Below are 26383 nucleotides of genomic sequence, written 5' to 3' on the forward strand. Positions count from 1 at the left end.
AACGCTGGTCGGTGACCGCCGTAAACCCCGTCTGTACGAACCCATTGATACGTTTATTCCTGTGACGATGGCCGAAAACACCACGCTCGATGACCGGCATTCCCGGAGCAGCCGGTCTGCTCTGCCAACGCTCCCAGAACCGGGCCAGGTGGTCGAGGTGCGTGGGTCGATGTGGGCGGTTGCCGATGTACAAGCACAAGGCTTGACGCGCAGCTCAGCCGATGAGTCCGCCCCTGGTCTCTCGCATGTTGTCGAGTTGCAGTCACTCGACGAGGACCGGCTCGGCGAGCAGCTCTCGGTGGTGTGGGATCTCGAAGTCGGACACACCGTCACGCCTGCTCAGGGACTTCCCGATGTGATCCACGCCGATGCTTTTGATGAGCCAGCCACGCTGGCCGGTTTCATCGATGCGATGCGGTGGGGCGCGGTGACCAGCGCCGACCCCAACCGTTACCAGGCGCCGTTCTGGTCGGGCGTGAATGTCGAGGCGTATCAGCTCGAACCACTCCGCCGTGCCCTCGGGGCTCCGCGCACGAATCTTCTCCTCGCCGACGATGTCGGTCTCGGCAAGACCATCGAGGGCGGACTGGTGATTCAGGAGTTGTTGCTGCGTCATCGCGCGCGCACTGCGGTCATCGTCTGTCCGCCGAGTCTGGCGTTGAAGTGGCAGGACGAGATGCGCGAGAAGTTCGGTTTGGAGTTCACCATCGTCAACTCTGAGTTGATGGCGCAGGTGCGTCGGACCCACGGTTTGCACGCCAATCCGTTCCAGCTGTTCCCACGGGTCATCGTTAGCATGGCATGGCTCCCGCAGGTCCGTGCGCAGCGGTTGCTCCGTGATGTCTACTCCCAGGCGACCAACCCGAAGATCGGGAAACGCTACGCCTTCGACATCCTCGTGGTGGATGAGGCTCACCACGTCGCGCCGTCGAGTCCGTCGGTGATCGCCGGTGGCCGAGGTTATGCGGTAGACACGCAACGTACCGTCGCCGTTCGCCGACTCGCGGAGCGCTGCGAGCACCGCTTGTTCCTGAGCGCCACCCCACATAACGGCCATCCCGAGTCCTTCACGGCACTGATGGAAATGATCGACCCGCACCGCTTCGCCCGCGGCGCGAGTCTCGACGCCGCCGCGTTGAAGGACGTCACCGTCCGCAGGCTCAAAACAGACTTGCCCGGAAAAGGCTTCAAGAAACGCATAGTCGAGGCTCTCGGCGTCGAACCGACCGACTCCGAGCAGCAGATGTTTTCCCTGCTCGATGAGATCGTGACCGCCAGCGCCAAGCTGAACGGCACCAAACCGGGCGGCGACATCGTCACGATGCTGTTGAAGAAGCGTTTCCTGTCCAGCCCGTTCGCGTTCGGAATGACACTGAGCCATTACCTCTCGTCGAAAGCCGGGCGTGGGTTGTCCGACGATGAGTACGACGATCTCTTCGGCGAAGGTCAGGCCGACGAGGAGGAGGGCCTGTGGGAGCAGGACGAGACGACGAAACTGCGTGAATCCAAGGGGTCGGACCCGCTGATCGCCGCTGAACCCGGCCAGCTCGACGCCCTGATCGAGTGGGGCCTGAGCTACGAGAGCCGGGCCGATTCGCGGCTGGACCGGCTGATCAAACATCTCGACGCCATCTGCCGACCGGATGGCAAGCACTGGTCGAATGAGCGGGTGGTGGTGTTCACCGAGTACGCCCACACCGTCGACTGGCTGACCCGGGTGCTCAATCAGCGTGGGTACACCGAGGATCGGCTGGCTGTCATCCAGGGGTCCACTCCTACCGAGGACCGCGAGTACATCCGTACGCAGTTCACCACCGACCCGGCCACCGAACCGGTCCGTGTCCTGCTCGCCACCGACGCCGCCGGTGAGGGCATCGACCTGCAAACCCACTGCCATCGGCTGGTCAATTTCGACATCCCGTTCAACCCGTCCCGCCTGGAACAACGCATCGGCCGCATCGACCGCTACGGTCAGACCGAGGCACCGGAAGTTTTCCATTTCGTGCCGGTCGCCGGTTCCTCGACATACGCCACCGATCTGAACTTCATGGAGCGCATCGCCCGCAAGATCGCACAGGTCGAATACGATCTCGGGTCAGCGAATCAGGTTGTCGGCGAAGAGATCCAGGGCCATTTCGGCAAGCGGAGGCAGACGAAGAAGAAGCCAAAGGGTGTCGACGCCAACGAGGTCATCAACTCGGCGCTGGCCGGCGGTATGGAACTGAACGCCCGCCTGACCCAATTGGAGCAGGGATACGACGGGTCACGCACCGAGATGCACCTCGACCCGGCCAATTTACGACGCGTCGTCGATACCGCTCTGCGCATCAATCACCAGTCGCCGTTGCTCCCCACCGACAAGTTCGCGCAAGACACCGATGCGGAAGTCTTCACCGTGCCCTCGCTGACGGCTGGTTGGCATGACGCGCTCCGTGGTCTTGACACGAGACTCAAACCCGGTGAACTGCGACCGATCACCTTTGACCCGGCCACCGCCGAAGGCCGCGCCGATCTTGTCTATGTCCACCTTGGGCATCCGATTGTCCAGAAGGCTCAGCGGCTATTGCGGCGCGCGCTGTGGAGTGTCGACTCGCCACTCAACCGGGTCACCGCAGTGGTGGTCGACGACCTCGAAGAGTCCTTCGTCGCAGCCGTCACCCGGATGGTGCTGGTTGGGCGTGGCGGCGTGCGCCTGCATGAAGAGATTTTCCTGGCGGGGGTTCGGGTGAAGGGTCGCCGGGCGATGGCCGAGGAGAAGGCCGAAGCCGCCCTCGACAAGGCACTCGACCGCGGGCACCTGTCCCTCGCGGACGACCAAGTTCGCCGACAACTCTGTGACCTGTGGAATGTCCCCGACGCACCGCTGCGATTGCGTCTCGAAGAGTCGATGAAGTCCCGAGCAGACCGTCGGCACCAGTTGGTCACCGAGCAGCTGGCGAAGCGCCAGGCCGCAGATGTCCAGCGTGCCAAGGAGATTTTCGCGGCGTTCCGCACCAACCTGCGTGACTCCCTGGTCCGGCTACGCGCAGAGGAAGCCGAGGCTCAGGGGCAACTGTTCGCCGACCCCGACCAGCAGCGTCAGTGGCGGCGTGACATCGACGCCATGAACCGCCGCTTCGATGAACTCGACGACGAGGAGGCACGAGAGATCGCCGCCATCACCGACCGCTACGCGGACGTGAAGCCACACACCACTGCGGCGGCTGTCGTGTTCGCACTAACTGGCACTGATGCAGAAGGGTGGGTCAGCTGATGGCACGCACAGCAAGTCGCGGCGGCAAGAAGATCAATGCCACCGACCAGCATCGAGCATGGCTCGAACTCGTCGACACCGACGGCCCATTCCTGGCGATCCCGCCGCTGAAGCGGGTATGGCCGCAGGGCATGCCCAGCCTCGATGACGAACGCAAAACCGCACTCGTCGACGCCCGCAAGGACTTCGAGGGCGCCTGGGAGCAACTCGATCAAGCCCCTGACGCCGACGAGGTGCGGGTTTCTTACCGCGTCGCGCGCGACAAGTGGGTGGAGACCATCTTGCGTGATGTGGCAGGGTGGGCTGAGTCGCTGTCGTGGGGTGAGGTGCCCGACGCGCAGGCTCAATCACCAAACCGTGCGGTGACGATCCGGGCGCAGGCGTCATTGAGCGGTGCTGACGGTATCGGTGCGATCGTGCATGTCGTCGACTCCGTCGACTCACTACGTCAAACACCGGGCGACCTATGGGCCGCCACCCCGATCGACCGCGTCGAAGTCATGTTGCGGGAGAGCAAGGTCTCGATCGGTATTGTCACCGACGGCCGCTGGTGGGGTCTGGTCTGCGCCCGTGACGGGGCGGTCGCCGCGTCCGGCATCATCGACGCCCTCACCTGGATCGAGGAGTCGCGCACCCGCGACGCCTTCTTCACGCTCATCGGGCGGCAGCACCTTGTCGGCGGTGATCCGTCGGAACGACTGCCCGTCCTGTTCGAGGAATCCGTAGCGGCTGCCGAAGAGATCACCGAAGCCCTTGGTGCGCAGGTCCGCCGGGCCGTCGAGCTGCTGATCCAGTCCTTCTCCGAGTCTGCGTCCGACGCCCGCCGCCGTGGCCTCCCCGACCCGCTGCCAACGCGCACTCACGACACGTATGAAGCGGCTGTCACGGTGATGATGCGGACCGTGTTCCTCTTGTTCGCCGAGGAACGTGGACTACTGCCGTCGGGTGAGTTGTTCGAGCAGGGCTACGGAATTGCCCGCGAGTTGGAGCGCCTCCAGGCCCGCGAAACCGAGGAAAGCGAAGAAGCACTCGACGCCACATCGTTGACGTGGCACCGGCTCCTCGCCACCAGCCAGGCCCTCTACCAGGGGGCGACTTTCGAGAACCTTCGGATGCCAGCCTACGGTGGCTCCTTGTTCGACCCGGACCGCTTCCCGTTCCTCACCGAGATCAACGATCACGGAACCCTGGCGATCACCGTCTCCGACCGGGTCATGCTGCACGTCCTACGATCGGTACAAGTCGCCGACATCAAGAGCGAAGCCCGACGAATCTCCTTCCGCGACATCGATGTTGAACAGATCGGCTACATCTACGAGGGCCTGCTCGGGTACACCGCCACAGTAGCCGACGAAATTATCGTCGGCCTCAAGGGCAAACTCGGCGAGGAACCCGAGATTCCACTCGCCAAGCTCGAAGAGCTGGCGACCCAACACACCGACCCGAAGAAGCTGGCCGCAGCCATCCGCACCTATGTGCTCGAAGACCAGCCGTCATGCAAACCATCAACCATGCCAGCAATCGCCAAGGCGATAAGCGCCAATGTCGAACCGAACGTCGTCAGCGCCCTCACCCAGGCCGTGGGTGACAACCTCGACCTCCGGGATCGAGTGAAACCGTGGCTCGGCGTGATCCGCCTCGACCTGCGCCAACGCCCGTTCGTAATCCTCGACGGTGGTCTCGTCGTCAAAGAGACCCCGTCCCGCAAAAACTCCGGGGCGCACTACACCCCGAAGTCGCTGGCCGAAGATGTTGTGCTGCACGCACTTCAACCACTCTGCTATTCTCCCGGTCCGCACCAGACAGCCAACCAGGACGAGTGGAAGCTGAGGTCACCGTCAGAGTTGCGGAGCCTTAAGGTCGCTGACATTGCCTGCGGTTCGGGTGCATTCCTTGTCGCGGCCGGCCGCTACCTCGCGGATCGGCTTGTCGAAGCACTCGTCGCCGAGGACCCTGCTCGCGAGGATCGCGCTGAGCTCAAGACTTGGGCCATCCGCGAAGTAGTGGCGCGGTGCCTCTACGGCGCCGACATCAACGACATGGCCGTCGAAATGTGCAAGCTGTCACTCTGGCTCGTCTCACTTGATCGCGACCAGCCGTTCAGTTTCGTCGACGACAAGATCTTCGTCGGCAACTCGCTTCTCGGGATCACCGACCGCAGGCAGCTACGCAACCTCCACATCGACCCGAAGAAGAAGCCGAAGTTCGTCTTCTCCGAGGAGTTCGACGTAGACATCGACGGCATCCTCAAGGAGGTAGCCTCCCTCCGCAAGGACTTGACCAGCCCGGTCAAGGAAGGTGATCCGATGCTGGCGACGGCGGCCAAGCGTCGGCAACATCGGCGTTCGCGGGAACTGAGCAACCAGCTCCGCAGGTGGGCGGATGGAATCGTCGCCGCCGGCCTTGCGGTTGGGAGCAAGCCGGGTCGGGCGCTCGACGACAAATACGAGACCCTTCGTATTGCCGTGAAGAACGACGCCGACGAGAATGCACAAGTCCTCGACACGATGCTCGCGCAAGGTCTGACGCCGACCGTTGACACGGACTATGAGCGCTGGCAACCGTTGCACTGGGTGATCGAGGCACCGGACGTAGTCGTCGACAACGGCGGATTCGACGCGATCATCGGCAACCCGCCGTTCCTCGGTGGGCAAAAACTGACCGGGGCGATGGGAACCAACGTCCGCGATTCGTTCGTCAACATCATCGCCGAAGGCCGCCGGGGAAGCGCCGACCTCGTCGCCTACTTCTTCCTGCGTGCGACCTCGCTCTTGCGAACAAACGGCACCCTCGGGCTCATCGCCACCAACACCGTCGCCCAAGGCGACAGCCGCGAAGTCGGACTCGATGCAATGGTCGAGGGCGGGTTCACCATCACCCGCGCGATCCAGTCGCGGTCATGGCCAGCGGCCAGTGCCAACCTCGAGTACGCCGCCGTCTGGGGGACAGTCGGTCCGGTGGATGACGACGTTCCGCGGGTGTCCGATGACACAGACGTTCGCCGCGTAAGCACCTTGCTTGAAGCGGAGGGTCGAACCGTTGGGAACCCTGTGCGACTTGATGAGAACTCGGGAATCGCTTTCATAGGCTGTTATGCGCTCGGCATGGGATTCGTCCTCGAACCGGCAGAGGCGCAAGAGTGGATTGCCGCAGATCCCCGCAACACCGACGTACTCTTCCCATACCTCAGCGGCGAGGACCTGAACCAGCGTCCCGATGCAACAGCCTCTCGCTGGGTCATCGATTTCAACGATTGGTCTGAGGACCGCGCGCGTTCTTTCGCGCTGCCGTACGAACGTCTGGCCCAGCGTGTGAAACCCGAACGCCAGCGACGAAGACAGGACGGTCAGTACGCGCTGAGAAAGCCACTTCCCGAACGTTGGTGGCAATATGCGGAGAAACGTCCCGCTATGCGTAAGGCTATCTCAGGGTTGTCTGAGGTGTTGGTCCTCGCGCAAGTCAGCAACACTGCGCAGCCGATGCTCATTCCCCGAGGAATCGTCCCGAGCCACAAAATTGTTGTCTTCGCGTCCGAGAGCCGTGTGCTGCTGACTCTTCTATCATCCTCGCTACACTATTTCTGGGCGCGCAAGTACTCCGGTGCGATGAAGAACGACTTGAGTTATTCTCCATCGGATGTATTTCTTACCTTCCCGATGCCCGAACCGACTGAAAGAATGGAGACAGCAGGGTTTGCTCTTGACGTAGAACGTCGGGATATTATGAAGCGGAGAGGCGTTGGTCTTACGAAACTCTACAACTTCGTAAACGACCCCGAAGTCGTCGATGTCGACGTTCGTAGGATCCGGGAACTTCAGGTTGAGATTGACCACGCAGTCGCTGAAGCGTATAGATGGGACCTTCCGCTTCGGCACGGGTTCCACTCGTACCGGCAGGTTCGACGCTGGAGTCCTGATCCCGCAGCTCGCATCGAACTCCTTGATCGACTCCTTGAGCTGAACCATTCGCGAGTAGGCCATGTCAACGAGACTGCCGTGGACGAGGTGACAATGACGGGCGCTGAGGCTACTTTATTCGAATAACCTCCTCCTCAGTCGAACAACGATGCCTCGCCCCGTACACCCAAGTCTGCAACGCCGGTATGCGCATCCTGATTTAGGGTGCGCGACTTATTCTCGTCAAGAAGTCGATCGAGCAACTCTATGCGTGCACGAGGGCTGACGCTCCATCGAGCGACTTGGCGGTACACATGGAACCCGTGGTCGAGTTCTAAGTCGTTCCAGCCATAGGCGCACACTGCGGCTTCGTCGACTGCAACCTGTAGGTCACGCAAGCGCGCAATATCGGTATCGTCACGGAGGTCGAAATTGTTGACCATGCTATACAGCTTAGTGGCCCCGACTCCCCGACGTGCCATAATCTCGCGTCGCTCTGAGTCCAAGGCCAAACCAACGTCCCGCAGTACATCGGTCGACTCGGGTCTAGGGAGAGATCCGAACACGAGGTCAGGCGTGTACGTGGCATCAGTTCGAAGCGTAGTGCCATATTTTATGGCCCACAATTGGTGGAGGCTCGAGGAGAGTAGCGCTTGCATAGCGAATGACGCGGTAGCGAAGACGACAACTTTCTCGTGAAATACCTGACTAGTTGGGACCCGGAGGGGCATGACAGTCTTGCTGACACGAGCGATGACCAACACCTCAGACAACCCTGAGATAGCCTTACGCATAGCGGGACGTTTCTCCGCATATTGCCACCAACGTTCGGGAAGTGGCTTTCTCAGCGCGTACTGACCGTCCTGTCTTCGTCGCTGGCGTTCGGGTTTCACACGCTGGGCCAGACGTTCGTACGGCAGCGCGAAAGAACGCGCGCGGTCCTCAGACCAATCGTTGAAATCGATGACCCAGCGAGAGGCTGTTGCATCGGGACGCTGGTTCAGGTCCTCGCCGCTGAGGTATGGGAAGAGTACGTCGGTGTTGCGGGGATCTGCGGCAATCCACTCTTGCGCCTCTGCCGGCTCGAGGACGAATCCCATGCCAAGCACGATGCATCCCTGGAAGGCTATGCCAGCGTTCTCGGCGAGCCGAATTGGGTTGCCTTCAGTGCACCCTTGCGCTTCGAGGAGGGTGCTGATGCGACGTACTTCGATGTCGTCGGCAACCCGTGGCACATCGTCGGCGACTGATCCGACTGTCCCCCAAACGGCGGCGTACTCGAGGTTGGCACTCGCGGCTGGCCATGACCGGGATTGGATCGCGCGGGTGATGGTGAACCCGCCCTCGACCATCGCGTCGAGTCCGACTTCGCGGCTGTCGCCTTGGGCGACGGTGTTGGTGGCGATGAGCCCGAGGGTGCCGTTTGTTCGCAAGAGCGAGGTCGCACCCATTCGCAACGTTTACACCTGGTCACCGGCCGGGTAGTGGTGCCACCTGATCCTGGCCCCACCTACTTCGTCTCGTTCGGGTGGCTGGTGTGTACCTGTTCGAGGTGAACGGTTCGGTCCTGGATGGACGAGTAGTGCCCCATAGAGTGGTGTAACTCGGTGACCAGGACCGTGGCCGGCAGCGTGTGGCTGTCGGTATGGAAGCGGTCACCGTGTGATCCTTCGAGTCAACCTCTCACAGAATCCTCGAATGGAGTCATCACGATGACCGCACCCCACATTGTCGACCCGGCCGGCCTGTTGAGCCAAGCTCTGACCGACGCGTCACCGGATCTGATGCGCGAGCTGCTGCAGACAGTGATTAACGCCCTGCTGTCTGCGGATGCCGACGCCGTGTGCGGCGCCGAATGGGGCCGCCGGTCCGAAGAGCGCACCAACTACCGCAACGGCTACCGCCACCGACCCCTCGATACCCGCGTAGGCACCATCGACGTCGCCGTGCCCAAGCTCCGGTCGGGCACCTACTTCCCCGAGTGGTTGCTCGAACGCCGCAAACGCGCCGAGTCCGCGCTGATCACCGTGGTCGCTGACTGCTATCTCGCCGGGGTCTCGACCCGCCGGATGGACAAGTTGGTCAAGACCCTGGGCATCGATTCGTTGTCGAAGTCGCAGGTCTCCCGCATGGCCGAAGACCTCGACGAACAGGTTGCCGCGTTTCGTCACCGCCGACTGGACGAGGCGGGACCGTTCACGTTCGTCACCGCGGATGCGTTGACGATCAAGGTCCGCGAGAACAAGCAGGTCGTCAAAGCCGTCGTGCTGCTGGCTACCGGCGTCAACGGTGACGGTCATCGTGAGGTGCTCGGCATGCAGGTCGCCACCAGTGAGACCACAGCCTCGTGGAACACCTTCTTCGCCGACCTCGTGGCCCGCGGCCTGGGCGGAGTTCGCCTGGTGACTTCCGATGCCCATGCCGGGCTCATCGAGGCGATCGCAGCGAACCTACCGGGAGCGGCCTGGCAACGCTGCCGCACCCATTACGCGGCGAATCTGATGGCGGTGTGTCCGAAGTCGATGTGGCCAGCAGTCAAGGCCATGCTGCACAGCGTCTATGACCAACCCACTGCTGGTGCGGTCAATGCCCAGTTCGACCGACTCATCGAATACACCGAAGACCGCCTACCCGACGTCGCCGAACACCTCGGCGACGCCCGTGAAGACCTGCTGGCATTCGCCGCGTTTCCTGATGACGTGTGGCGCCAGATCTGGTCCAACAACCCCACAGAACGACTCAACCGCGAGATCCGGCGCCGCACCGACGTCGTAGGCATCTTCCCGAACCGCGATGCCATCGTCCGGCTCATCGGAGCAGTGCTCGCCGAGCAGACCGACGAATGGGCCGAAGGCCGCCGCTACCTCGGCCTCGAAGTGCTCAGCCGTTGCCGACTGACCGTCACCGACACCGACCACACACCGGAGGTGAACACCGACCCACTGATCCAACTACCCGCCTGACCACCTACGAAGGACCACAACCAGTTACACCACTACGCGGGACTTGACCCCTGGACGTAGAACCAGATGCGGGCGGACCCTTTGAGGGTTGGCTTATGCTGCCATCGGGTGTAGGTCTCGCCATCGCGGACGATGTCGCCGAGCTCTCCGCGCAGTGGATAGTTGGTCGGCGTTACCGCCGTCGGAGTCCGGGTCAGGAAGTCCCACGCGTCGGCCAGTGGATTGCGGGTCGTCACTGCCAAGTCCTGCCATCCCCTCCGTGCCTGTGTGCTCGCGAAACAGATTTCGTACTCAACCCTCTTCGGCGGCCGTGGGACCAGTTTTCCGCGTTCTCCCATCGCTACGGGCGCTCGACGGCGGTGTCATCACTCTCATCGAGCCAATCCACCTCGGCTCCACCCAACCCGGCGGCAATGGCGGTCGAAGTTTCTCGCCACGAAGTCAGTTCCGCAACGATCAGATGCGGCTGATCGGTGGAGAACGACGCTCGTGCGGCGTTGATGAGGTCTTGGGCACAGGTCTCCCTGTCGTCGGGGGACAGCGCGAACATCCAGGGAAACGCGCGAGCCATCCGTCCGGCGAGCGGGCCATCATCGTCCACCACTACTCCGATGAGTTGTGCGGCGAACTCAAGCAACCGGGCACGATTGTCGGCCTCCCGTTGCGACATCAGCACAAGGGGATCACCGTCACGGCGGGTCACCGTCACAGGGTGGTCCTCAGCTTCGGCGAATACCTCAGCAGAGTGCCTGCTCAGGTCCGAAGATCTGCGCGTAGAGGTGCGGCGTGCAGTCGACGTCGTCATGCAGCCACCATATTCGGAATGTATTCAGAACTCCATCGCGCAAAGGGTGACGCATGCCTCGTCACTGAGATGGGTGGGTGAATACACAACAAGCACGGCGCTGCGTGCTCTATGCACGGCTCAGCGTCACCAAGGAAGAGTCCGTTTCGATTGCCCGCCAACTGCTGTCGTGTCGTCGGTACGCCGAGGCGCGGGGCTGGGAGGTGGTCGGCGAGTTCATCGACGATGGTGTGTCCGCCACGGCCAACAAGCCCGAGGATCGGAAAGGGTGGGCCGCACTGCTCGCGGCGACCGACTTCGATGCGGTCATCATCTGGAAGGTCGACCGGCTCGCCCGGCGCGTACTCGACTTTCTGCACGCCGACGAAGCACTGCAGAAGCGTGGTGCCGGTCTCGTGGCCGTCGAGGATCCGATCGACATGACGAGCCCGCAGGGGCGGGCTTTTGCGGTGATGCTGGCGGTGTTCGGGGAGATGGAGGCCGAGGCGATTCGCGCTCGGGTGCGAGCGGCGCGGGCGCAGCTGCTGAAGGACGGCCGCTGGGCGGGCGGTGGTATTCCGTACGGTTACCGGTCGTCGACGAACCCGGACGGTCCGGGATGGGTGCTGGTCAAAGACCCGGAGCGGCAGCCGTGGCTGACCGAGATCGTGGGTAAGGCACTCGGCGGAGCGACCGTCAATGCCATCACCACCTGGCTGACCACCGCAGGGGCACCACTGCCCGAAGGCTCGATCGCCAGACGGAAGTCGGGGGCGACCGGATGGAATCGGCAAACCGTCGACGGTATCCTCCGCAACCCGGTACTGGCCGGAATGACCCCGCATAATCCGGGGCGGCCGAAAAGCGCCAAACGTGCCGACCCATTCGCGGTGTTCCGTGACGAGACCGGCGAGGCGGTCGTCAACGAGACGCTGGCGGTCATCACCACCGAAGAGTTCAGGACGCTGCAGATGCTCCTCGATTCGCGCAGTACGCCGCAGGCCCGTAAGCGCAGCGAACGCGAACCCACCAGCCCGTTCCTCTCCCGCGTCGTCCGCTGCGACGACTGTGACGTGTTCATGTGTCGGGGCACGAACCAGAAGCGACCCGTCCTCTATTGTCCGTCGTGTCGCCAGACGATGAGTCGTTCAGCTTTCGACCCGTATCTCATCACGCGGCTGCTGGATGAGCGTGGCGCCGAACCTCTCGGTGGTTCCACGGTGCGGGCTCACTGGGCCGCTGCCGGGAACAGCGACGAGGCGCGGCGGGAGATTCTGCTCACCCAACTGGCGAGTCTGCGCGTCCGCCGGGGTGTCGTCGGCCGCTACTTCGATGAGAACAGGGTGCTGCTCCGGTGGCGGGACTCGGCTGCCGAACAGCCTTCCGTACCGGAATCACAGAGTCAGGATCGCCGCCCATAGCTGGTAATCGGTCGGCGGTCCTTGCGGCTCCCAGCCCGCGCGAACCACCATTCGTTCGCTCGCGCCATTGCTGACGTGGATCTTGCCGCTGAGCACAACCTCCACGCACTCCAACTCGGTCGCCCGCTCGACGGCGACTTTACGTGCCTGTGAGAGGAGTTGGTCGGCGATCTGTCCGCCTTGGCCACGCACCGTCATCGATACTCCGGCCACTACGTGAAACGCATTGAGGACTTCGTCCTGCCGGTCGAATTGGAGGTGGGCGCACGCGAGTATCTCGGACTCCGCGCGCCCCACCAAGACAAGATCACCAGGCCGGAGCCGCTGCCACAGCTGCCGCAGGTGGGCTTGCGCCTCCCACTCCCACGGTCGGATATGCGGCAGTTTTCGCCCGCCAGAAGTCCGTGGGAGGTCGGTGGTGCAGGTGAACCCTTGCAGAATCCGAGCCTCGCGGCGAGTGGTGATGTGTTGCCAAGACAGCTCATCAGTCATCCGGCCGCGCCGGTGACCATAGCCCGCAAGTCGGCCACTGTCGGGCGGTCGGTGAGCATCACGGCGTACGCGTCAGCGGCCGCGTCGTCGTCAGGTTCGGGGAAGTCGATGTCATCGACGGGTACATCGAGCGCCCACGCCAACAGCTCCGGCGACGCCGAGCCCCGGTCGACTTGGTGCTGCAGCGCCGAGAGCAACGTGAGCGGGACCCGGCGCGCCGACGATTGCTGTTCCCGCACGACGATGGGATCAGGTTCGGTCGCGAGTCCGATCGCCGCACGGTTGTCCTGTAGCAGCCGTGGCGTCGTTTTCTCCAACGCCGCCGCGACAACCTCCGTCAGCTGGCTTCCGGTGCTGCGAAGTCGGTTCCGGACAGCTTCGGTGGACACTCCCAAATCCCATACGACCCGCGCAGCGTCCGCTTCGCTCGTCAGCGTGGTGAACTCGTCCGCCACTGCTGCGGGAAGGAGCAGCGCGGCGGCGAACTTGTCTGCGGCCTGTTCGTCGGGCTGATCCCGGCGCGACGGACCATAAGAACTGTGATGCCCCAAAGCCAGGTGCCCGAGCTCATGCGCCAGGGACCAGTTGCTGCGGAACCAACTCGACCGCGTCGCCAGAACGATCACTCCCCTGCCGCCGATCCGGACGGAGTAGTCGGTCTTCAAGCCCGGGATTCGGATCACATCGACACCGAGATTCTGCTCGGTCACGTCGGCGAACGTCCGAGTGAACGACGGTCCGAGCAGGTCCCGCAGCGTTGATGGGTCGGCGGGGAGCTCGACCGAGGCACCTGGCCCGTGCGGCGGGTAGGCGGCACGGTAGAGCGCGACCACTTGATCGAGAACCACCTGATCGTCGGCGCGGCCGTTGTTGACGCGCACCCTGCTGCGGGCATCCCACGAATGGCGGGCCGCGACGGACACCGCGAACGGGTCGTCGGCGCCGGTGATGAGCCAGTGGGTGTCGGCACCCAACACTTCGGCGATCGACGTCACCTCAGTTAAGGACAGTCCGCGTCGGCCATTCAGCGCACGCGACAACGCGTCCGGTGTCATACCGACACGCTCGGCAAGACGGTTCTGACTCATCCCCGCCGGCATACGACTCCGGACCCGTTGACCAAGCTCAACCATCGCGTCCATTCCCCCACCCTAACCATGCTTTGGGGATTTCCCAATGGTTGGAGTATGGCCGATGGGTCCGACACGACCGATTCAACGGACCATTGTCCGACCCCTAAGGCAGACTGACCGCCATGGCAGAGGCAGCTACCCAGGCAACAGGCCCCCAGGCGACGTACGAGCTGAACTACGACCTGGACGGGTCGTCGAACGCGGTGCGCGAGAACCTCGTCGACATCCTCGAACGCGAACTGCTCGGCCCGATCCACGGTCCTGAGGAAACGCTGCCGTACAGCCCTCGCTCGCAGTACCTGGTCGGTCATATCGCGCCGGTCAAAATTTCCGGCGCCGCGACCGCGACATCGGAGAACACCGACGGTGACGACATCATCGAAGTGCGCACCGACACCGACGGTGCCGCCGAGGGCCGCGGTGTTCCAACGTACGCCGCCGACGACTCCGAGGCCGATGCTGAAGACGACGATGTGGAGGACCGCGCCCCCAAGCAGGGACTGATGATCCCCGCATCGATGGGGTTGCGGTTCCAAGTCCCGGCCGACCTCGATACCTTTCGTGTGGTCGCGTCGTGGGGAACCTACGAGACGGTTGAAACTGGCAAGGTCACCAAGACCGGCAATCCGGTGCGCGAACATCAGCGGACACCGGTCGAGGAAACTCGCACCATCCGCCTCGCCGATCTGAGTCCCGGCCGCACGGCAACCGTGGTGTTGCGGGAGTCGATTGTGCTGCGGGTCGATCGCTACGACGACGCCGCGTACGGTCGGGTGCTCGTCGAGATCGCACTGTGCAACGACCGCGAAACCCCTATGCCGATCCCACTGAACATGTGGATCTTCCAAACCAAGTTGCTTGTCGACGCCGGCGGGTCCGAAGTCTTCCTACCGGTGCAGGACGTGATGGACCACGACTGGCCCGAACACGACGACGAGATCAAACGCCTCAACTTGCAGTATCGCAACCGCATGGAATTCGCCATCGGCCGAACCTGCTCAGCCGACTGGACGGTGAGGACGGGGGCCCGTCGCGCCACAGCCGTCGAAACGACGTGGCTCCCTATCGGCGAGACACCTCAGACAAAGGCGCGGTCGGTCGATGATGCGCTGTTGTCGATGGACGCACTGGCGACGGTGTCTGCTGACGGGCTGCGCGCGGGACTCGAGCCACTGGTCAACGGCTACAACACCTGGCTCGGCACCCAGGAAGCCGCCGCCGCCGACTTGCCCCAGCACCTTCGGGAGACCGCCGACGCGGCCTTGTCGGAAGCCCGCCACGCACACAAACGGCTCGCCGCCGGGCTCGACCATGTCGTCACCGACGCCGAGGCGCTGCGCTGCTTCCAGTTCATGAACCGGGTCATGCGTGACCAGCGCATCGCGTCGCAGGTCGCCGCGGCTCGGGCCGCCGACTCCGCGCTACCCATCGACGCGGCCCAGGAGATTGTGGCGGCGCGCGGGCCTGCCGCCGCGTCGTGGCGTCCGTTCCAGCTCGCCTTCATCCTGATGCAGCTCGGCGCGCTGACCGACCCGACAACTACAGTCCGTAGTTCGGAGCATCTGTCGAACGTCGAGTTGCTGTTCTTCCCGACCGGTGGCGGCAAGACCGAGGCGTATCTCGGGCTCGCGGCATACACTTTCGCAATCCGACGTCGCCAAGGCGTCGTGGAATCGGCCGACGGACCGCTCGACGGCCGCAGCGGTATCGCGGTGTTGATGCGTTACACGCTTCGGCTGCTCACCGCGCAGCAGTTCCAGCGCGCGACCACACTTGTCTGCGCCGCAGAACTCGCCCGCCTCGAAGACGAAACGACCTGGGGAACAGAACCTTTCCGTATCGGCCTGTGGGTTGGAACCGATGTCAGCCCCAAACGTTTCGAGGAGGCCGACGAACAACTCAAGAAAGTGAACGAGGGCTACGGGCATCGCCTGACCGTCCTGCAGATTCAACGGTGCCCGTGGTGCGGCACACCGATCACCGGCAAGCAGGTCAAAGCGGACGCCAACTACCGCCGCGTGTTCGTGCACTGCGGCGATGAGTTGGCTCGGTGCCCATTCGCCAAAGGCGGTGCCGTCCGCGAAGGACTGCCGGTACTGACCGTCGACGAGGAAATCTACCGCCTTACACCGGCATTCGTGATCGCCACCGTCGACAAGTTTGCCCGGCTCGCACGGGAAGGCGAGGCCGCCGCACTGTTCGGGTACGTCAGCCGACGTTGCGGACGGCATGGTTACGTCCACCAGGACTACCCGGCGTGCAACGTCGGGTCGCATACGGCGAAAAACGGCCTACCGGCGGCGACTGTCGCACCCGTCGGCCGACTGCGTCCGCCCGACCTCATCATCCAGGACGAGTTGCACCTCATCACCGGCGCGCTCGGCACCTCCGTCGGCCTGTTCGAGGTGGTTGTCGAAACGTTGTCGTCGTGGGAGACACCCGACGGCGCATCGGTCAAACCACTCATCGTGGCCTCCACCGCGACATCCCGCAACGCCCAAGACCAAGTGCGCGGACTCTATGGCCGCCTCGTCGAGATCTTCCCGCCGCAGGTCCTCGACGTCGCCGACACCTACTTCTCGCAGGAAGTCCCGATCGATTCCAAGAACCCGGGTCGTCGCTATATCGGCGTCAGCGCGCAGGGTGTCCGGCTGTCGAGCGCCGAGATCCGCGTGGCGGAAGTGCTGCTGTCGGCCGGGCAACTACTCCTCGACAAGGCGGGTGCGGCCGCCGATCCGTACATGACGTTGGTCGGCTATTTCAACGCCACCCGCGAACTGGCCGGTATGGCGCGCTACGTCACCGACGACGTCCAGAGCCGAGTCAAACGGCCACGCAAGGATTCCGGATTCCCGAGTAGGCGCGGAGCGAGTTTCGGCCTGCTCAAGAAGGGTGAACTGACCTCACGTATCGGGTCGGCGGAGATCGGTACGAACCTCGACCGACTCGGGCTCGAATTCGATCCGGACTACGATACGACAGCGGCCGCTCATCAACGCATCGCCGACGCCAAGGACGGCAAGAAGGTTCCGCGCCGCTCCGAAGCCGACTCACCCTTCGACGTCGTACTCGCGACATCGATGCTGCAGGTGGGTGTGGACGTGCAGCGGCTGGGGCTCATGCTCGTGGTCGGCCAGCCGAAGAACACGGCCGAATACATCCAGGCGTCCTCACGCGTCGGACGCGATCCTTCCGACCGGCCGGGACTAGTTGTGTCACTGGGAAACTGGGCACGACCCCGGGACCTCGCGCATTTCGAACAATTCCGGCATTATCACGAGACGTTCTACGCCCAAGTCGAAGCGCTGTCGGTGACGCCTTTCTCGCCGACCTCGCTCGAGCGCGGCATCAGTGGGCTCCTCGTCAGCGCTGCCCGAGTCGTACAGGCGTCGGTTGCCGACGGGCTCTCACCGGAACGTGCGGCGTGGCGGATCAAAGATCAACGCACTGCGGTGGAGGCGATCGTAGCGAAACTGAAGAAGCGTATCGCCGCAGCCGCCCCCGAAGAAGCCTCGATCAAACGAGCAAACGACCTGCTAATCAACAGGATCGGACGTTGGGACACACGTGCCGCCAGTGCGACTGCCGGTGGCCAAACACTCGTCTACGAACGAACCGGCGAGGGCGACAAGTACCTCCCGCTCATCATCAGTCCGGAGAATCTCCAGGCGTCCGCCGGAGGATCGAAGGAGCCGCCCTTCGCGATCGCCAACTCCATGCGCGAAGTACAGCCCGAAATCAACCTGTTGGTCAGTCCTGTCCCGGAACTACTGTTCGCCAGAACGCCCGACGACGTCGACGACTGGAAACTCCCCAGTGAGGAGGAGAACTGATGACCGACGTGCTACCGGAATCAGACGACGACATGCTGAGCACCGACGAGGAACTCGACCCGATCAGCGACGCAGAAAAGAACGCGGTCAAGAACCGTGCCAAGGTGGGCTCCGCCAGACCTTCGTCGTTGCTCTATACCTACGGCCCCGGCGCCATCATGGACCTGCCGCACTTCTCAATCATGCCAGCCGGCCTGGGCGACTGGGACCGGATCTGGCAGCGCCGCACTCATATTCCAACAATTATCGAACCGCGGCTCCTCAAAGTCGTTCGCGATCATCTGGGACGACAGGTGGACTCGCTGCGCCCCTACCCGTGGCAGCCGCAGCGGATGGGCATGTCCACCGAAGGTTCCGACCTCGGCATACCCGCCCGCGTGTTTCCCCAGTGGCTGCGGTGCACCGGCTGCGATTACCTCGGACCGCTACCCCGATTCCACTACACCAACACCCAACCGTTCCGACCCGACCATGCCGAGTTCACCCACAAGAACTGCCCGGGTCGTGGCGGCAAGCCCAAGAAGGGACCAGGTAGCCCGGCTGTCCCCGCGCAGCATCTATTGACCTGCACCAACGGTCACCTGGACGAGTTTCCATACTCGCTATGGGTGCACCGTGGAAAGAAGTGCCCCAAAGCTGAACTGCCCGACCTCAAAATGCGCGACGCCAACGTCGGCAAAAGTGTCGGATCAACCATCGCATGTGCCTCCTGTGGTCAGACCCGGGGCATGGCCGAAGCACAGGGGTCCATCGGACGAGAGAAACTGCCGCAGAAGTGTCGTGGGCGCCACCCACACCTCAACGCATTCGACAAGGAATGTGAGGCGAAGCCGGCACTCATCATGATGGGTGCATCCAATCTGTGGTTCGCCTCAACCCAGTCAGTGATCGTCATACCACGCAGCGACGCCGAAGAGAAGGACGCGCTTTCCGATCGCCTGCGCGCCGCACTCGGAATCGAACAGATCAAGCAGTTCGGTAGCCAAATCGCGGTCATCAAGGCACTGGCAACCGCGAACGGTATTGACCTCGAAGGCTTCACGGATGGCGATATCGCTGCCGCCGTCGGCGACGCACTCACCCCTGCCGAGTCAGACGAGGAGCGCAACAAGAAGCTTGAAGGTTGGGACCCGGTCGAACTACTCGTTCCCGAATGGCGGTACCTCCAGAAGAAGACACTGTTCCAGCAGCAACCAAACGCCGACGGCCTCATGGTCACCGAGATGACACGCGACAGCGACCTGCATCCGAGAATCAGCCGGGTGGTCGCGGTCAACAAGATGAAGAAGGTCAACGCCGTTTTCGGATTCACCCGCCTCGACGAGATGGACCGCGTGAATGATCTGCCCGGACGCCTGGTCACTCTCACGCGCGACCGCAGGCCGAAGTGGGTACCCGCGACCGAGGATCGGGGGGAAGGCATCTTCCTGCAACTGGATCTGGCCGCTGTGGACAACTGGGAACAGTCCATCAGCAACACGCCGCTGTGGGAGGCCCACCGGGCGTCACACGAACGCAACTTCCGGCGCAGGTTTTCCGAGACAGCAAAGGATGTCGAGCCCGACTCCCGACTACCCGCACCGCGCTACTGGTTGCTGCACACCCTCGCGCACACACTCATCCGGGAGATGGCGATGTCGAGCGGGTACGGCGCGGCCAGCCTCAGTGAACGCATTTACGGCTGGACCCGCACCCCGCAGCGCGAGGCCGCCGCCGGACTGTTGATCTGCACTACCGCATCGGACAGCGCGGGCACTCTGGGTGGCCTGGTGGCATTATCCGAGCCCGATCGCCTCAGGCGACTCGTGGTGGCCGCATTGCGTCGTGCCGCGCGCTGCTCGTCTGATCCGGTGTGCGCAAGCCGGGTCCCGAGTGACCCGGAGGACTTCCTGCACGGCGCCGCCTGCCACTGCTGTGCCTTCGCCTCGGAAACCTCCTGTGAGAAGGCCAACCGCTTCCTCGACCGGCGATTCCTACTCGACCTGCCGTCGGCCACCGGCGAGACCGTGCCGGGGTTCTTCGGGAGCGCGGATGCCCTCTGACCCGTTCGTCGCGCTCGGGGAGTTCCTGACCGCCCGGGAGGCCGAGGCGCTCGCCGTCCAGCTTGATTCAGACAGGCATGTAGTCAAAGCGCTGGCGGTGGTGAACACCGCGCGACGCGCCGAAGCGAAGCGACTCCTTGGCGAGGCCGGGCTCGACCACCACGACGCGGAGCGCGCTGCGGGAGTCCTGCGCGCCATCGCCGGGGCCAAGTCGCACAACCGCGACCTCACCCCGGTGTGGACCATGCCCGGAAACGAGGCAACGACCGGCCACCTCACCGGGCAGTTCCATCACCTGGTCCAGGCTGCTCGTCAGTCCGTCGTATGCGCGACCTACAACTTCGCGCAAACCTCCCAGATGTGGACCGTGCTGAAGGAGGCATCCGAGGAGCCCGGCGTCGATGTCACCGTATACGTTGACGGCGACAAGGCCGACGCGGCAAAGGTAAAGACCCAACTTCCACGCGCAACTATCTATAAGTCAGCCGAACTGCCCAATGGCCGGCTCGTAGTGAGCCACGCCAAGTTTGTCGTCATCGACCACGAGATGCTACTGCTCACCAGCGCCAACTTCTCCTTCAGCGCGGAGAACCGGAACATCGAGTTCGGGCTCCTCGTCCAGGACTCGGGCCTCGCGCGGTCCGTCGAATCCACTATGGCCGGCAAACACGGCACCCTGTACGAACTGGCCTGAGAGCGTGACAACGGACTATTTAGCCCACCAGGCGATCAGGCCATATCGCCGAGAAGCGCGAGGTCGTGATCGATGGTCTCCGTGAAGGGTTCGGTTTCGCCCCCACGGACCCGATAACGGCTTGCATGAAAGTCATTAACGCGGTCGTACCGCTGGGTGCGGCAGCGGCCGGTCTGAGTTTGCCGATAGACCCGGAGCAACTTCTTCACATCTCGACGGCCGATTCCCTGTCGAGGACCCGGAACTCGGTGGCGGCAGCTTTCATGTCGGCCAGCCGACCGTAGTGGATGCCGGTGCCGGCATCGGACAGGATTGCCTGATGGATGGGGACGGCGACGCGGGGTGCCATGGCGCGCAGGTAGTCGACCGATTCGCTCAGTTTCATCCAGGGCGCGGCCGACGGGAGGGCGAGGACATCGACCTTCTCGAACGGGATGTAGAACGAGTCACCCGGATGCATGAACCGGCCGGGGTCGTCGGCGCTGTCGAGGATGTAGGCGACGTTGTCGATGACCGGGATCTCGGGGTGGATGACGGCATGCCGACCGCCGGTCACCCGCACCGACACCTCGCCGACAGCGACCTGGTCGCCGGCGTGCGCGGCCGTCCATGATCCGGCGACGTCGTCGCGGGTGATCTGGGCGGTGGTCTGCGGGTCGGCGTAGAGCACGGCACCGGGGTTGGCGGCGACGAGGTCGGGCAGGCGTGCCACGTCGCAGTGGTCGGGATGCTGGTGGGTCACCAGGATCGCGTCGAGCCCGGTGAGTCCTTCGAAGCCGTGGGAGAAATTGCCCGGGTCGAACAGGATCCGGGTGCCGTCGATTTCCACCAGAAGGCAGGAATGGCCGAAGTGGGTGATCTGCATGTATCCACTCTCGCACCGCACCCGTCCGTACGTCGGTGAAACACGTTCGCACCGACGCGTGACATCGTTCTGACCGAGTAGTAAGGTCTGTTCTTACTACCGAGTAAGATCGGTGCGAACGTTTCCATCCAGTCCCGGGGACACCCGCCCCGGGGGCCCAGGAAGAAGAGCTGAGGACATGACCACTCACGCCGAACCGCGCGACACCTCCGCAGTCGGAAAGAATCCGCATCCCCGCAACTTCATCGGCACCGCGATGCGCGTGCTGACCACGGTCACCGGCTCCGAGTTCGCCGAGAAGTACCAGCTCCGCGAGCCCATCAACCGGGTCGCCTACCAGGCCACCAAGACCGGCTTCCAGTCCCTCGGCGCCGCGGGCCGGGCCTTCAAGAAGGTACAGGGCGGCTCGGGTGAGGCGGCCCGCCCGGCCAAGTCCACCAAGAACTACTTCAATCTGACGCCCGACGACGAGCAGCAGATGATCACCGAGACGGTCACCGATTTCGCCACCGAGATCCTGCGCCCGGCCGCCTACGACGCCGACCACGACGCCACCACGCCCGAGGACATCCTCACGCGGTCGGCCGAACTCGGCATCACCATGATCAACGTCCCCGAGGAATACGACGGCGCCGCCTCCGAGCGTGGTGTGGTCACCAACGCGCTGGTCGCCGAGGCCATGGCGTACGGCGACATGGGTCTGGCGCTGCCGCTGCTCGCCCCGAGCGGTGTGGCCACCGCCCTCACCAACTTCGGCTCCGAGGGCCAGCAGAAGACCTACCTGCCCGACTTCGCCGGCGAGAACGTGCCGCAGTCGGCCGTGGTCATCGCCGAACCGCGACCGCTGTTCGACGCGTTCGCCCTGGCGACCAAGGCCACCCGCGTGCCCAGCGGCTACCGCCTCAACGGTGTGAAGTCGTTCGTTCCGGCCGCCGGATCGTCGGAACTGTTCATCGTCGGCGCCCAGCTCGACGGAAAGCCCGCCCTGTTCATCGTCGAGTCGGACTCCAAGGGCCTGATCATCGAGGCCGACCCGGGCATGGGCGTGCGCGCCGCGGGCATGGGCCGACTGCTGCTGCAGGATGTGGCCGTGCCCGAGTCCGCGCTCCTGGGCGAAGAGCCCGGCGAGGAGGCGTTCGCCGCCTACCGCGACGTGGTGCGCCTGTCGCGCCTGGGCTGGTCGGCGCTCGCCGCCGGCACCGGCAAGGCCGTACTCGACTACGTGATCCCCTACGTCAACGAGCGTGAGGCGTTCGGCGAGCCGATCTCCAACCGGCAGGCGGTCGCCTTCATGGTGGCCAACATCGCCACCGAACTCGACGCCATCCGACTGGTCACCCTGCGTGGTGCCTCGCGTGCCGAGCAGGGCCTGTCGTTCGCCCGCGAAGCCGCACTCTCGCGCAAGCTGACCATCGACAAGGGCCTGCAGATCGGCCTCGACGGCGTGCAGTTGCTGGGTGGCCACGGCTTCACCAAGGAACATCCGGTCGAGCGCTGGTACCGCGACCTGCGCGGCGCGGGCATCGGCGAGGGCATCGTCGTCCTCTGACGGCGCGGCAGAAGGGTTTAGGAGAGAACACTCATGGCCATCAACCTTGAGCTTCCCAAGAAGCTGCACGTCACCATCGACCAGGCGCACCAGGCGGCCGCGGAGATCTTCCGTCCCATCTCGCGCAAGTACGACCTGGCCGAGCACGCCTACCCGGTCGAGCTCGACACCCTCGCCAGCCTGTACGACGGCCTGTCCGAAACCGGCCAGGCCGGTGCCGGCGCCGACGGCGGTCGCAGTCAGACCGCCAAGAAGAAGCCGAAGGCCGAGGGCGAGATCGTCAACGGCGGCAACATGCAGTCGGTCCTCAATGTCATGGAGACCTCGTGGGGCGACGTCGGCCTGATGCTGTCGATCCCGTACCAGGGTCTGGGCAACTCGGCGATCGCCGCCGTCGCCACCGACGAGCAGCTCAAGAAGTTCGGCAAGGTGTGGGCCGCGATGGCCATCACCGAGCCGAGCTTCGGCTCCGACTCGGCCGCGGTAAGCACCACCGCCACCCGCGACGGCGACGACTACGTCATCAACGGCGAGAAGATCTTCGTCACCTCCGGTTCGCGCGCCACCCACATCGTGGTGTGGGCGACAGTCGACAAGAGCCTGGGCCGGGCGGCGATCAAGTCGTTCGTCGTACCGCGTGAACATCCGGGCGTGGAGATCGTGCGCCTGGAACACAAACTCGGCATCAAGGCGTCCGATACCGCCGTCATCCGCTTCGACAACTGCCGCGTCTCCAAGGACAACCTGCTCGGCTCCCCCGAGGTGGATGTCAAGAAGGGATTCGGCGGGGTCATGCAGACCTTCGACAACACCCGTCCGCTGGTGGCCGGGATGGCCGTCGGTCTGGCGCGTGCCGCCCTCGAAGAGCTGCGCGGCATCCTCGAGGAGGCCGGCGTGGAGATCGACTACGACCGTCCCGCGGCCGACCAGCATGCCGCCGCGGCCGAATTCATCCGGATGGAAGCCGATTTCGAGGCCGCCTACCTGCTGACGATGCGTGCCACCTGGATGGCCGACAACAAAATCCCCAACTCCACCGAGGCGTCGATGTCCAAGGCCAAGGCCGGCCGCACCGTCACCGACATCACCAACAAGACGGTGGAGCTGACCGGCACCCTCGGCTACTCCGAGCGCCTGCTGATCGAGAAGTGGGCCCGCGACTCCAAGATCCTCGACATCTTCGAGGGCACCCAGCAGATCCAGAACCTGATCATCGCCCGACGGGTTCTCGGAAAGAGCAGCGCCGAACTGAAGTGATCACCTTCGCTGGTTGAGCGATCACCCCGCTGCTGGTTGAGGTGCGAAGAGCCGCCAGGCGATGAGCCTCGAAACCTCGTGAGATGACAATGTCGCCTCACCGGGTTTCGAGGCTCGTCGCTTTCGCTCCTCACACCTCAACCATCAACGGGGGCTACTTGCCGCCGAGTTGTGCGGCGAGCGCGTCGAGGACGGCGCGGTCCTCGATGGTGGAGGGCACCGTGTACTCCTCGTTGTCGGCGATCTGGCGCATCGTCTTACGCAGTATCTTGCCCGAACGGGTCTTGGGCAGCGCCGCGACGACGGTCACGTCACGGAAGGTGGCGACGGCGCCGATCTCGTCGCGAACCAGCTTCACCAGTTCCGAACGCAACGTGTCGGGATCGATCTCGACACCCGATTTGAGCACCACGTAACCGCTGGGCCGCTGACCCTTGAGGTCGTCGTGGATGCCGATCACGGCGCATTCGGCAACCGCCGGATGTGAGGCCACCACGGCCTCGATACCGCCGGTGGACAGGCGGTGTCCGGCGACGTTGATGACGTCGTCGGAGCGGCCGAGCACGAACACGTAACCGTCGGCGTCGATGTAGCCGGAGTCGCCGGTCAGGTAGTAGCCGTCGAACGCCGACAGGTACGAGGAGCGGTAGCGGTCGTCGTCGCGCCACAGGCCGACAAGGGTGCCCGGCGGCAGCGGCAGTTTGATGACGATGTTGCCTTCGCTGCCGTCGGTGATCCGGGTGCCGCCGGCATCGAGGATCTCCACCTGATAGCCGGGCACCCGGACGGTCGGCGAACCGGCCTTGAGGGGCAACGGCTCCAGGCCGCGCAGGTTGGCGGCGATCGCCCAGCCTGTTTCGGTCTGCCACCAGTGATCGACGACCGGCACCCCGAGAACCTGGGTGGCCCACTCGTAGGTGTCGGGGTCGAGGCGCTCACCGGCTGCGAACAGTGTGTGCATCGACGAGACGTCGTACTTGGCGAGTTCTTTGGCGTCCGGGTCGGCCTTGCGGATGGCGCGGATCGCGGTGGGGGCGGTGAACAGTGCGTTCACCTTGTGGTCGGCGACAACCCGCCAGAAGGCACCCGCATCGGGGGTGCCGACGGGTTTGCCCTCGTACATGACGGTGGTGGCGCCCGACAGCAGCGGCGCGTACACGATGTAGCTGTGCCCGACGACCCAGCCGACGTCGGAGGCCGCCCAGAAGACGTCACCGGGGTTGATGCCATAGACGTTGGTCATCGACCAGGTCATCGCGACGGCGTGTCCGCCGTTGTCGCGCACCACGCCCTTGGGTTTGCCGGTGGTGCCGGAGGTGTACAGCACGTACAGCGGGTCGGTGGCGGCCACGGTGACCGCGTCGGCGGGTGCGACGCCGGTGATCTCGGTGTCCCAGTCGAGCCAGCCGTCGTGGTCGGCTGCCGAACCGGCCACCTGCGTGCGGTCCTTGACGATGACGGTGGTGGGCGGAAACTCGGACAACTCAAGTGCTTTGGCCACCATCGGCAGGTATTCGATGGTGCGTCCGGGTTCGATACCGCCCGATGCGGCAACAAGGGCGACCGGCTGGGCGTCATCGATGCGGGTGGCCAGTTCGGGGGCGGCGAATCCGCCGAACACCACGGAGTGGACGGCACCGATACGCGCGCACGCCAGCATTGCGATCGCGGCCTCGGGGATCATCGGCATGTAGATGATGACCCGGTCACCCTTGGCGACGCCCTGCGCGGCAAGCACACCCGCAAATCTGGACACTTCGTCGAGCAGTTGCGCGTACGTGTAGGTGCGTACCTCCCCCACCATCGCCGAATCCCAGATGAGCGCGGCCTGATCGGCCCGGCCCGCGGCGACGTGCCGGTCGAGGGCGTTGACCGAGGTGTTCAGTTCGGCGCCGGGGAACCAGCGGTACAGCGGGGCCGCCGACTCGTCGAGCGCCGTGCCGGGCGGGGTCACCCAGTCGACGGCCCGTGCCGCGTCGAGCCAGAAGGATTCCCGGTCGCTGATACTGCGGTCGAATGCGTCGGCGTACTTACCCATCTGGTTCCTCCTTCTCGTCACGACCACCATGTCGCGACCTACGTCACACTTTCCCCCAAACTGTATAGGCAGCCACATTGCCGAGGCGATGCATCGGCAAGGCTGCGCCGATCGGTCGGCCGGACGCGACAAACGGTAGGTGCCACCTCACCCCGGTGACGCC

At 64.1% G+C, this 26383-nt stretch carries 16 protein-coding genes; 9 read left to right on the forward strand and 7 right to left on the reverse strand.

The features are described from left to right. Positions 1–67: 67 nt before the first annotated feature. Positions 68–3253 carry a DISARM system SNF2-like helicase DrmD gene (drmD, locus tag GII31_RS16230; RefSeq protein WP_213250580.1) on the forward strand — a complete coding sequence of 1062 codons (3186 nt, stop codon included), beginning with the start codon at positions 68–70 and terminating at the stop codon, positions 3251–3253. Continuing rightward, positions 3253–7296, forward strand: a complete 4044-nt coding sequence (locus GII31_RS16235) for an Eco57I restriction-modification methylase domain-containing protein (protein WP_260840043.1) — start codon at positions 3253–3255, stop codon at positions 7294–7296. The genes drmD and GII31_RS16235 overlap by 1 nt, the downstream gene beginning before the upstream one ends. Before the next feature lie 8 nt (positions 7297–7304). Here the strand turns inward: GII31_RS16235 and GII31_RS16240 are convergent, their stop codons facing one another. Continuing rightward, complete coding sequence (locus GII31_RS16240) at positions 7305–8600, reverse strand: type IIL restriction-modification enzyme MmeI (protein WP_213244433.1); 1296 nt, start codon at positions 8598–8600, stop codon at positions 7305–7307. Positions 8601–8861: 261 nt separating this feature from the next. On the opposite strand from GII31_RS16240, the gene GII31_RS16245 reads away from it, so the two are divergent. After that, on the forward strand, positions 8862–10112 hold the full coding sequence (locus tag GII31_RS16245; protein WP_213244434.1) for an IS256 family transposase: 1251 nt from the start codon (positions 8862–8864) through the stop codon (positions 10110–10112). Positions 10113–10144: 32 nt separating this feature from the next. Here the strand turns inward: GII31_RS16245 and GII31_RS16250 are convergent, their stop codons facing one another. After that, a complete protein-coding gene (locus GII31_RS16250; protein WP_246221915.1) occupies positions 10145–10348 on the reverse strand; it encodes a hypothetical protein in 204 nt (67 codons plus the stop codon). Positions 10349–10452: 104 nt separating this feature from the next. Further along, positions 10453–10917 (reverse strand): prevent-host-death protein, encoded by a 465-nt coding sequence (locus GII31_RS16255; protein ID WP_213244436.1) that lies wholly within the window; start codon positions 10915–10917, stop codon positions 10453–10455. A gap of 77 nt (positions 10918–10994) precedes the next feature. On the opposite strand from GII31_RS16255, the gene GII31_RS16260 reads away from it, so the two are divergent. Further along, the gene (locus GII31_RS16260; protein WP_213244437.1) at positions 10995–12317 is read left to right on the forward strand and encodes a recombinase family protein; all 1323 of its coding nucleotides are present in this window, start codon (positions 10995–10997) and stop codon (positions 12315–12317) included. On the opposite strand, the gene GII31_RS16265 is transcribed toward GII31_RS16260, so the two are convergent. Together GII31_RS16265 and GII31_RS16270 are read right to left on the reverse strand one after the other, a co-directional pair. Further along, the gene (locus tag GII31_RS16265) at positions 12291–12809 is read right to left on the reverse strand and encodes a hypothetical protein (protein ID WP_213244438.1); all 519 of its coding nucleotides are present in this window, start codon (positions 12807–12809) and stop codon (positions 12291–12293) included. The genes GII31_RS16260 and GII31_RS16265 overlap by 27 nt on opposite strands. Then, a complete protein-coding gene (locus tag GII31_RS16270) occupies positions 12806–13951 on the reverse strand; it encodes a helix-turn-helix domain-containing protein (protein WP_213244439.1) in 1146 nt (381 codons plus the stop codon). Before GII31_RS16270 ends, GII31_RS16265 begins: the two co-directional genes overlap by 4 nt. Positions 13952–14064: 113 nt before the next feature. Here GII31_RS16270 and drmA point away from each other — a divergent pair, with 113 nt between their 5' ends. The 3 genes from drmA to drmC are packed head-to-tail and all read left to right on the forward strand — an operon-like array spanning position 14065 to position 20511. Continuing rightward, the gene (gene drmA, locus GII31_RS16275) at positions 14065–17775 is read left to right on the forward strand and encodes a DISARM system helicase DrmA (protein ID WP_260840045.1); all 3711 of its coding nucleotides are present in this window, start codon (positions 14065–14067) and stop codon (positions 17773–17775) included. Beyond that, positions 17775–19817: a DUF1998 domain-containing protein gene (drmB, locus tag GII31_RS16280; protein WP_260840047.1), complete on the forward strand. Its 2043-nt coding sequence runs from the start codon at positions 17775–17777 to the stop codon at positions 19815–19817. The genes drmA and drmB overlap by 1 nt, the downstream gene beginning before the upstream one ends. Beyond that, positions 19807–20511, forward strand: a complete 705-nt coding sequence (gene drmC, locus GII31_RS16285; protein ID WP_213244442.1) for a DISARM system phospholipase D-like protein DrmC — start codon at positions 19807–19809, stop codon at positions 20509–20511. Before drmB ends, drmC begins: the two co-directional genes overlap by 11 nt. A gap of 205 nt (positions 20512–20716) precedes the next feature. On the opposite strand, the gene GII31_RS16290 is transcribed toward drmC, so the two are convergent. Further along, entirely contained in the window at positions 20717–21376 is a 660-nt protein-coding gene (locus GII31_RS16290) for an MBL fold metallo-hydrolase (RefSeq protein ID WP_213244443.1), read from the reverse strand. A 178-nt stretch (positions 21377–21554) separates the two neighbouring features. On the opposite strand from GII31_RS16290, the gene GII31_RS16295 reads away from it, so the two are divergent. Then, positions 21555–22925 carry an acyl-CoA dehydrogenase family protein gene (locus tag GII31_RS16295; RefSeq protein ID WP_213244444.1) on the forward strand — a complete coding sequence of 457 codons (1371 nt, stop codon included), beginning with the start codon at positions 21555–21557 and terminating at the stop codon, positions 22923–22925. Between the two features lie 33 nt (positions 22926–22958). Next, entirely contained in the window at positions 22959–24182 is a 1224-nt protein-coding gene (locus GII31_RS16300) for an acyl-CoA dehydrogenase family protein (RefSeq protein WP_213244445.1), read from the forward strand. Between the two features lie 154 nt (positions 24183–24336). Here the strand turns inward: GII31_RS16300 and GII31_RS16305 are convergent, their stop codons facing one another. Next, positions 24337–26220, reverse strand: coding sequence for a propionyl-CoA synthetase (locus GII31_RS16305; protein WP_213244446.1), 1884 nt, complete (start codon positions 26218–26220; stop codon positions 24337–24339). Between the last annotated feature and the right edge of the window lie 163 nt (positions 26221–26383).

The sequence above is a fragment of the Gordonia pseudamarae genome, assembly GCF_025273675.1.
Taxonomy (GTDB): Bacteria; Actinomycetota; Actinomycetes; order Mycobacteriales; family Mycobacteriaceae; genus Gordonia; species Gordonia pseudamarae.

What these genes read in the sequence shown, in the direction of transcription:
- GII31_RS16270 (WP_213244439.1), bottom strand. Translation starts at nt 13,951, where the DNA reads ATGGACGCGATGGTTGAGCTTGGTCAACGGGTCCGGAGTCGTATGCCG.
- GII31_RS16305 (WP_213244446.1), bottom strand. Translation starts at nt 26,220, where the DNA reads ATGGGTAAGTACGCCGACGCATTCGACCGCAGTATCAGCGACCGGGAA.
- GII31_RS16240 (WP_213244433.1), bottom strand. Translation starts at nt 8,600, where the DNA reads ATGGGTGCGACCTCGCTCTTGCGAACAAACGGCACCCTCGGGCTCATC.
- drmA (WP_260840045.1), top strand. Translation starts at nt 14,065, where the DNA reads ATGGCAGAGGCAGCTACCCAGGCAACAGGCCCCCAGGCGACGTACGAG.
- GII31_RS16235 (WP_260840043.1), top strand. Translation starts at nt 3,253, where the DNA reads ATGGCACGCACAGCAAGTCGCGGCGGCAAGAAGATCAATGCCACCGAC.
- drmB (WP_260840047.1), top strand. Translation starts at nt 17,775, where the DNA reads ATGACCGACGTGCTACCGGAATCAGACGACGACATGCTGAGCACCGAC.
- GII31_RS16245 (WP_213244434.1), top strand. Translation starts at nt 8,862, where the DNA reads ATGACCGCACCCCACATTGTCGACCCGGCCGGCCTGTTGAGCCAAGCT.
- GII31_RS16290 (WP_213244443.1), bottom strand. Translation starts at nt 21,376, where the DNA reads ATGCAGATCACCCACTTCGGCCATTCCTGCCTTCTGGTGGAAATCGAC.
- GII31_RS16300 (WP_213244445.1), top strand. Translation starts at nt 22,959, where the DNA reads ATGGCCATCAACCTTGAGCTTCCCAAGAAGCTGCACGTCACCATCGAC.
- GII31_RS16295 (WP_213244444.1), top strand. Translation starts at nt 21,555, where the DNA reads ATGACCACTCACGCCGAACCGCGCGACACCTCCGCAGTCGGAAAGAAT.
- drmD (WP_213250580.1), top strand. Translation starts at nt 68, where the DNA reads ATGGCCGAAAACACCACGCTCGATGACCGGCATTCCCGGAGCAGCCGG.
- GII31_RS16265 (WP_213244438.1), bottom strand. Translation starts at nt 12,809, where the DNA reads ATGACTGATGAGCTGTCTTGGCAACACATCACCACTCGCCGCGAGGCT.
- GII31_RS16255 (WP_213244436.1), bottom strand. Translation starts at nt 10,917, where the DNA reads ATGACGACGTCGACTGCACGCCGCACCTCTACGCGCAGATCTTCGGAC.
- drmC (WP_213244442.1), top strand. Translation starts at nt 19,807, where the DNA reads ATGCCCTCTGACCCGTTCGTCGCGCTCGGGGAGTTCCTGACCGCCCGG.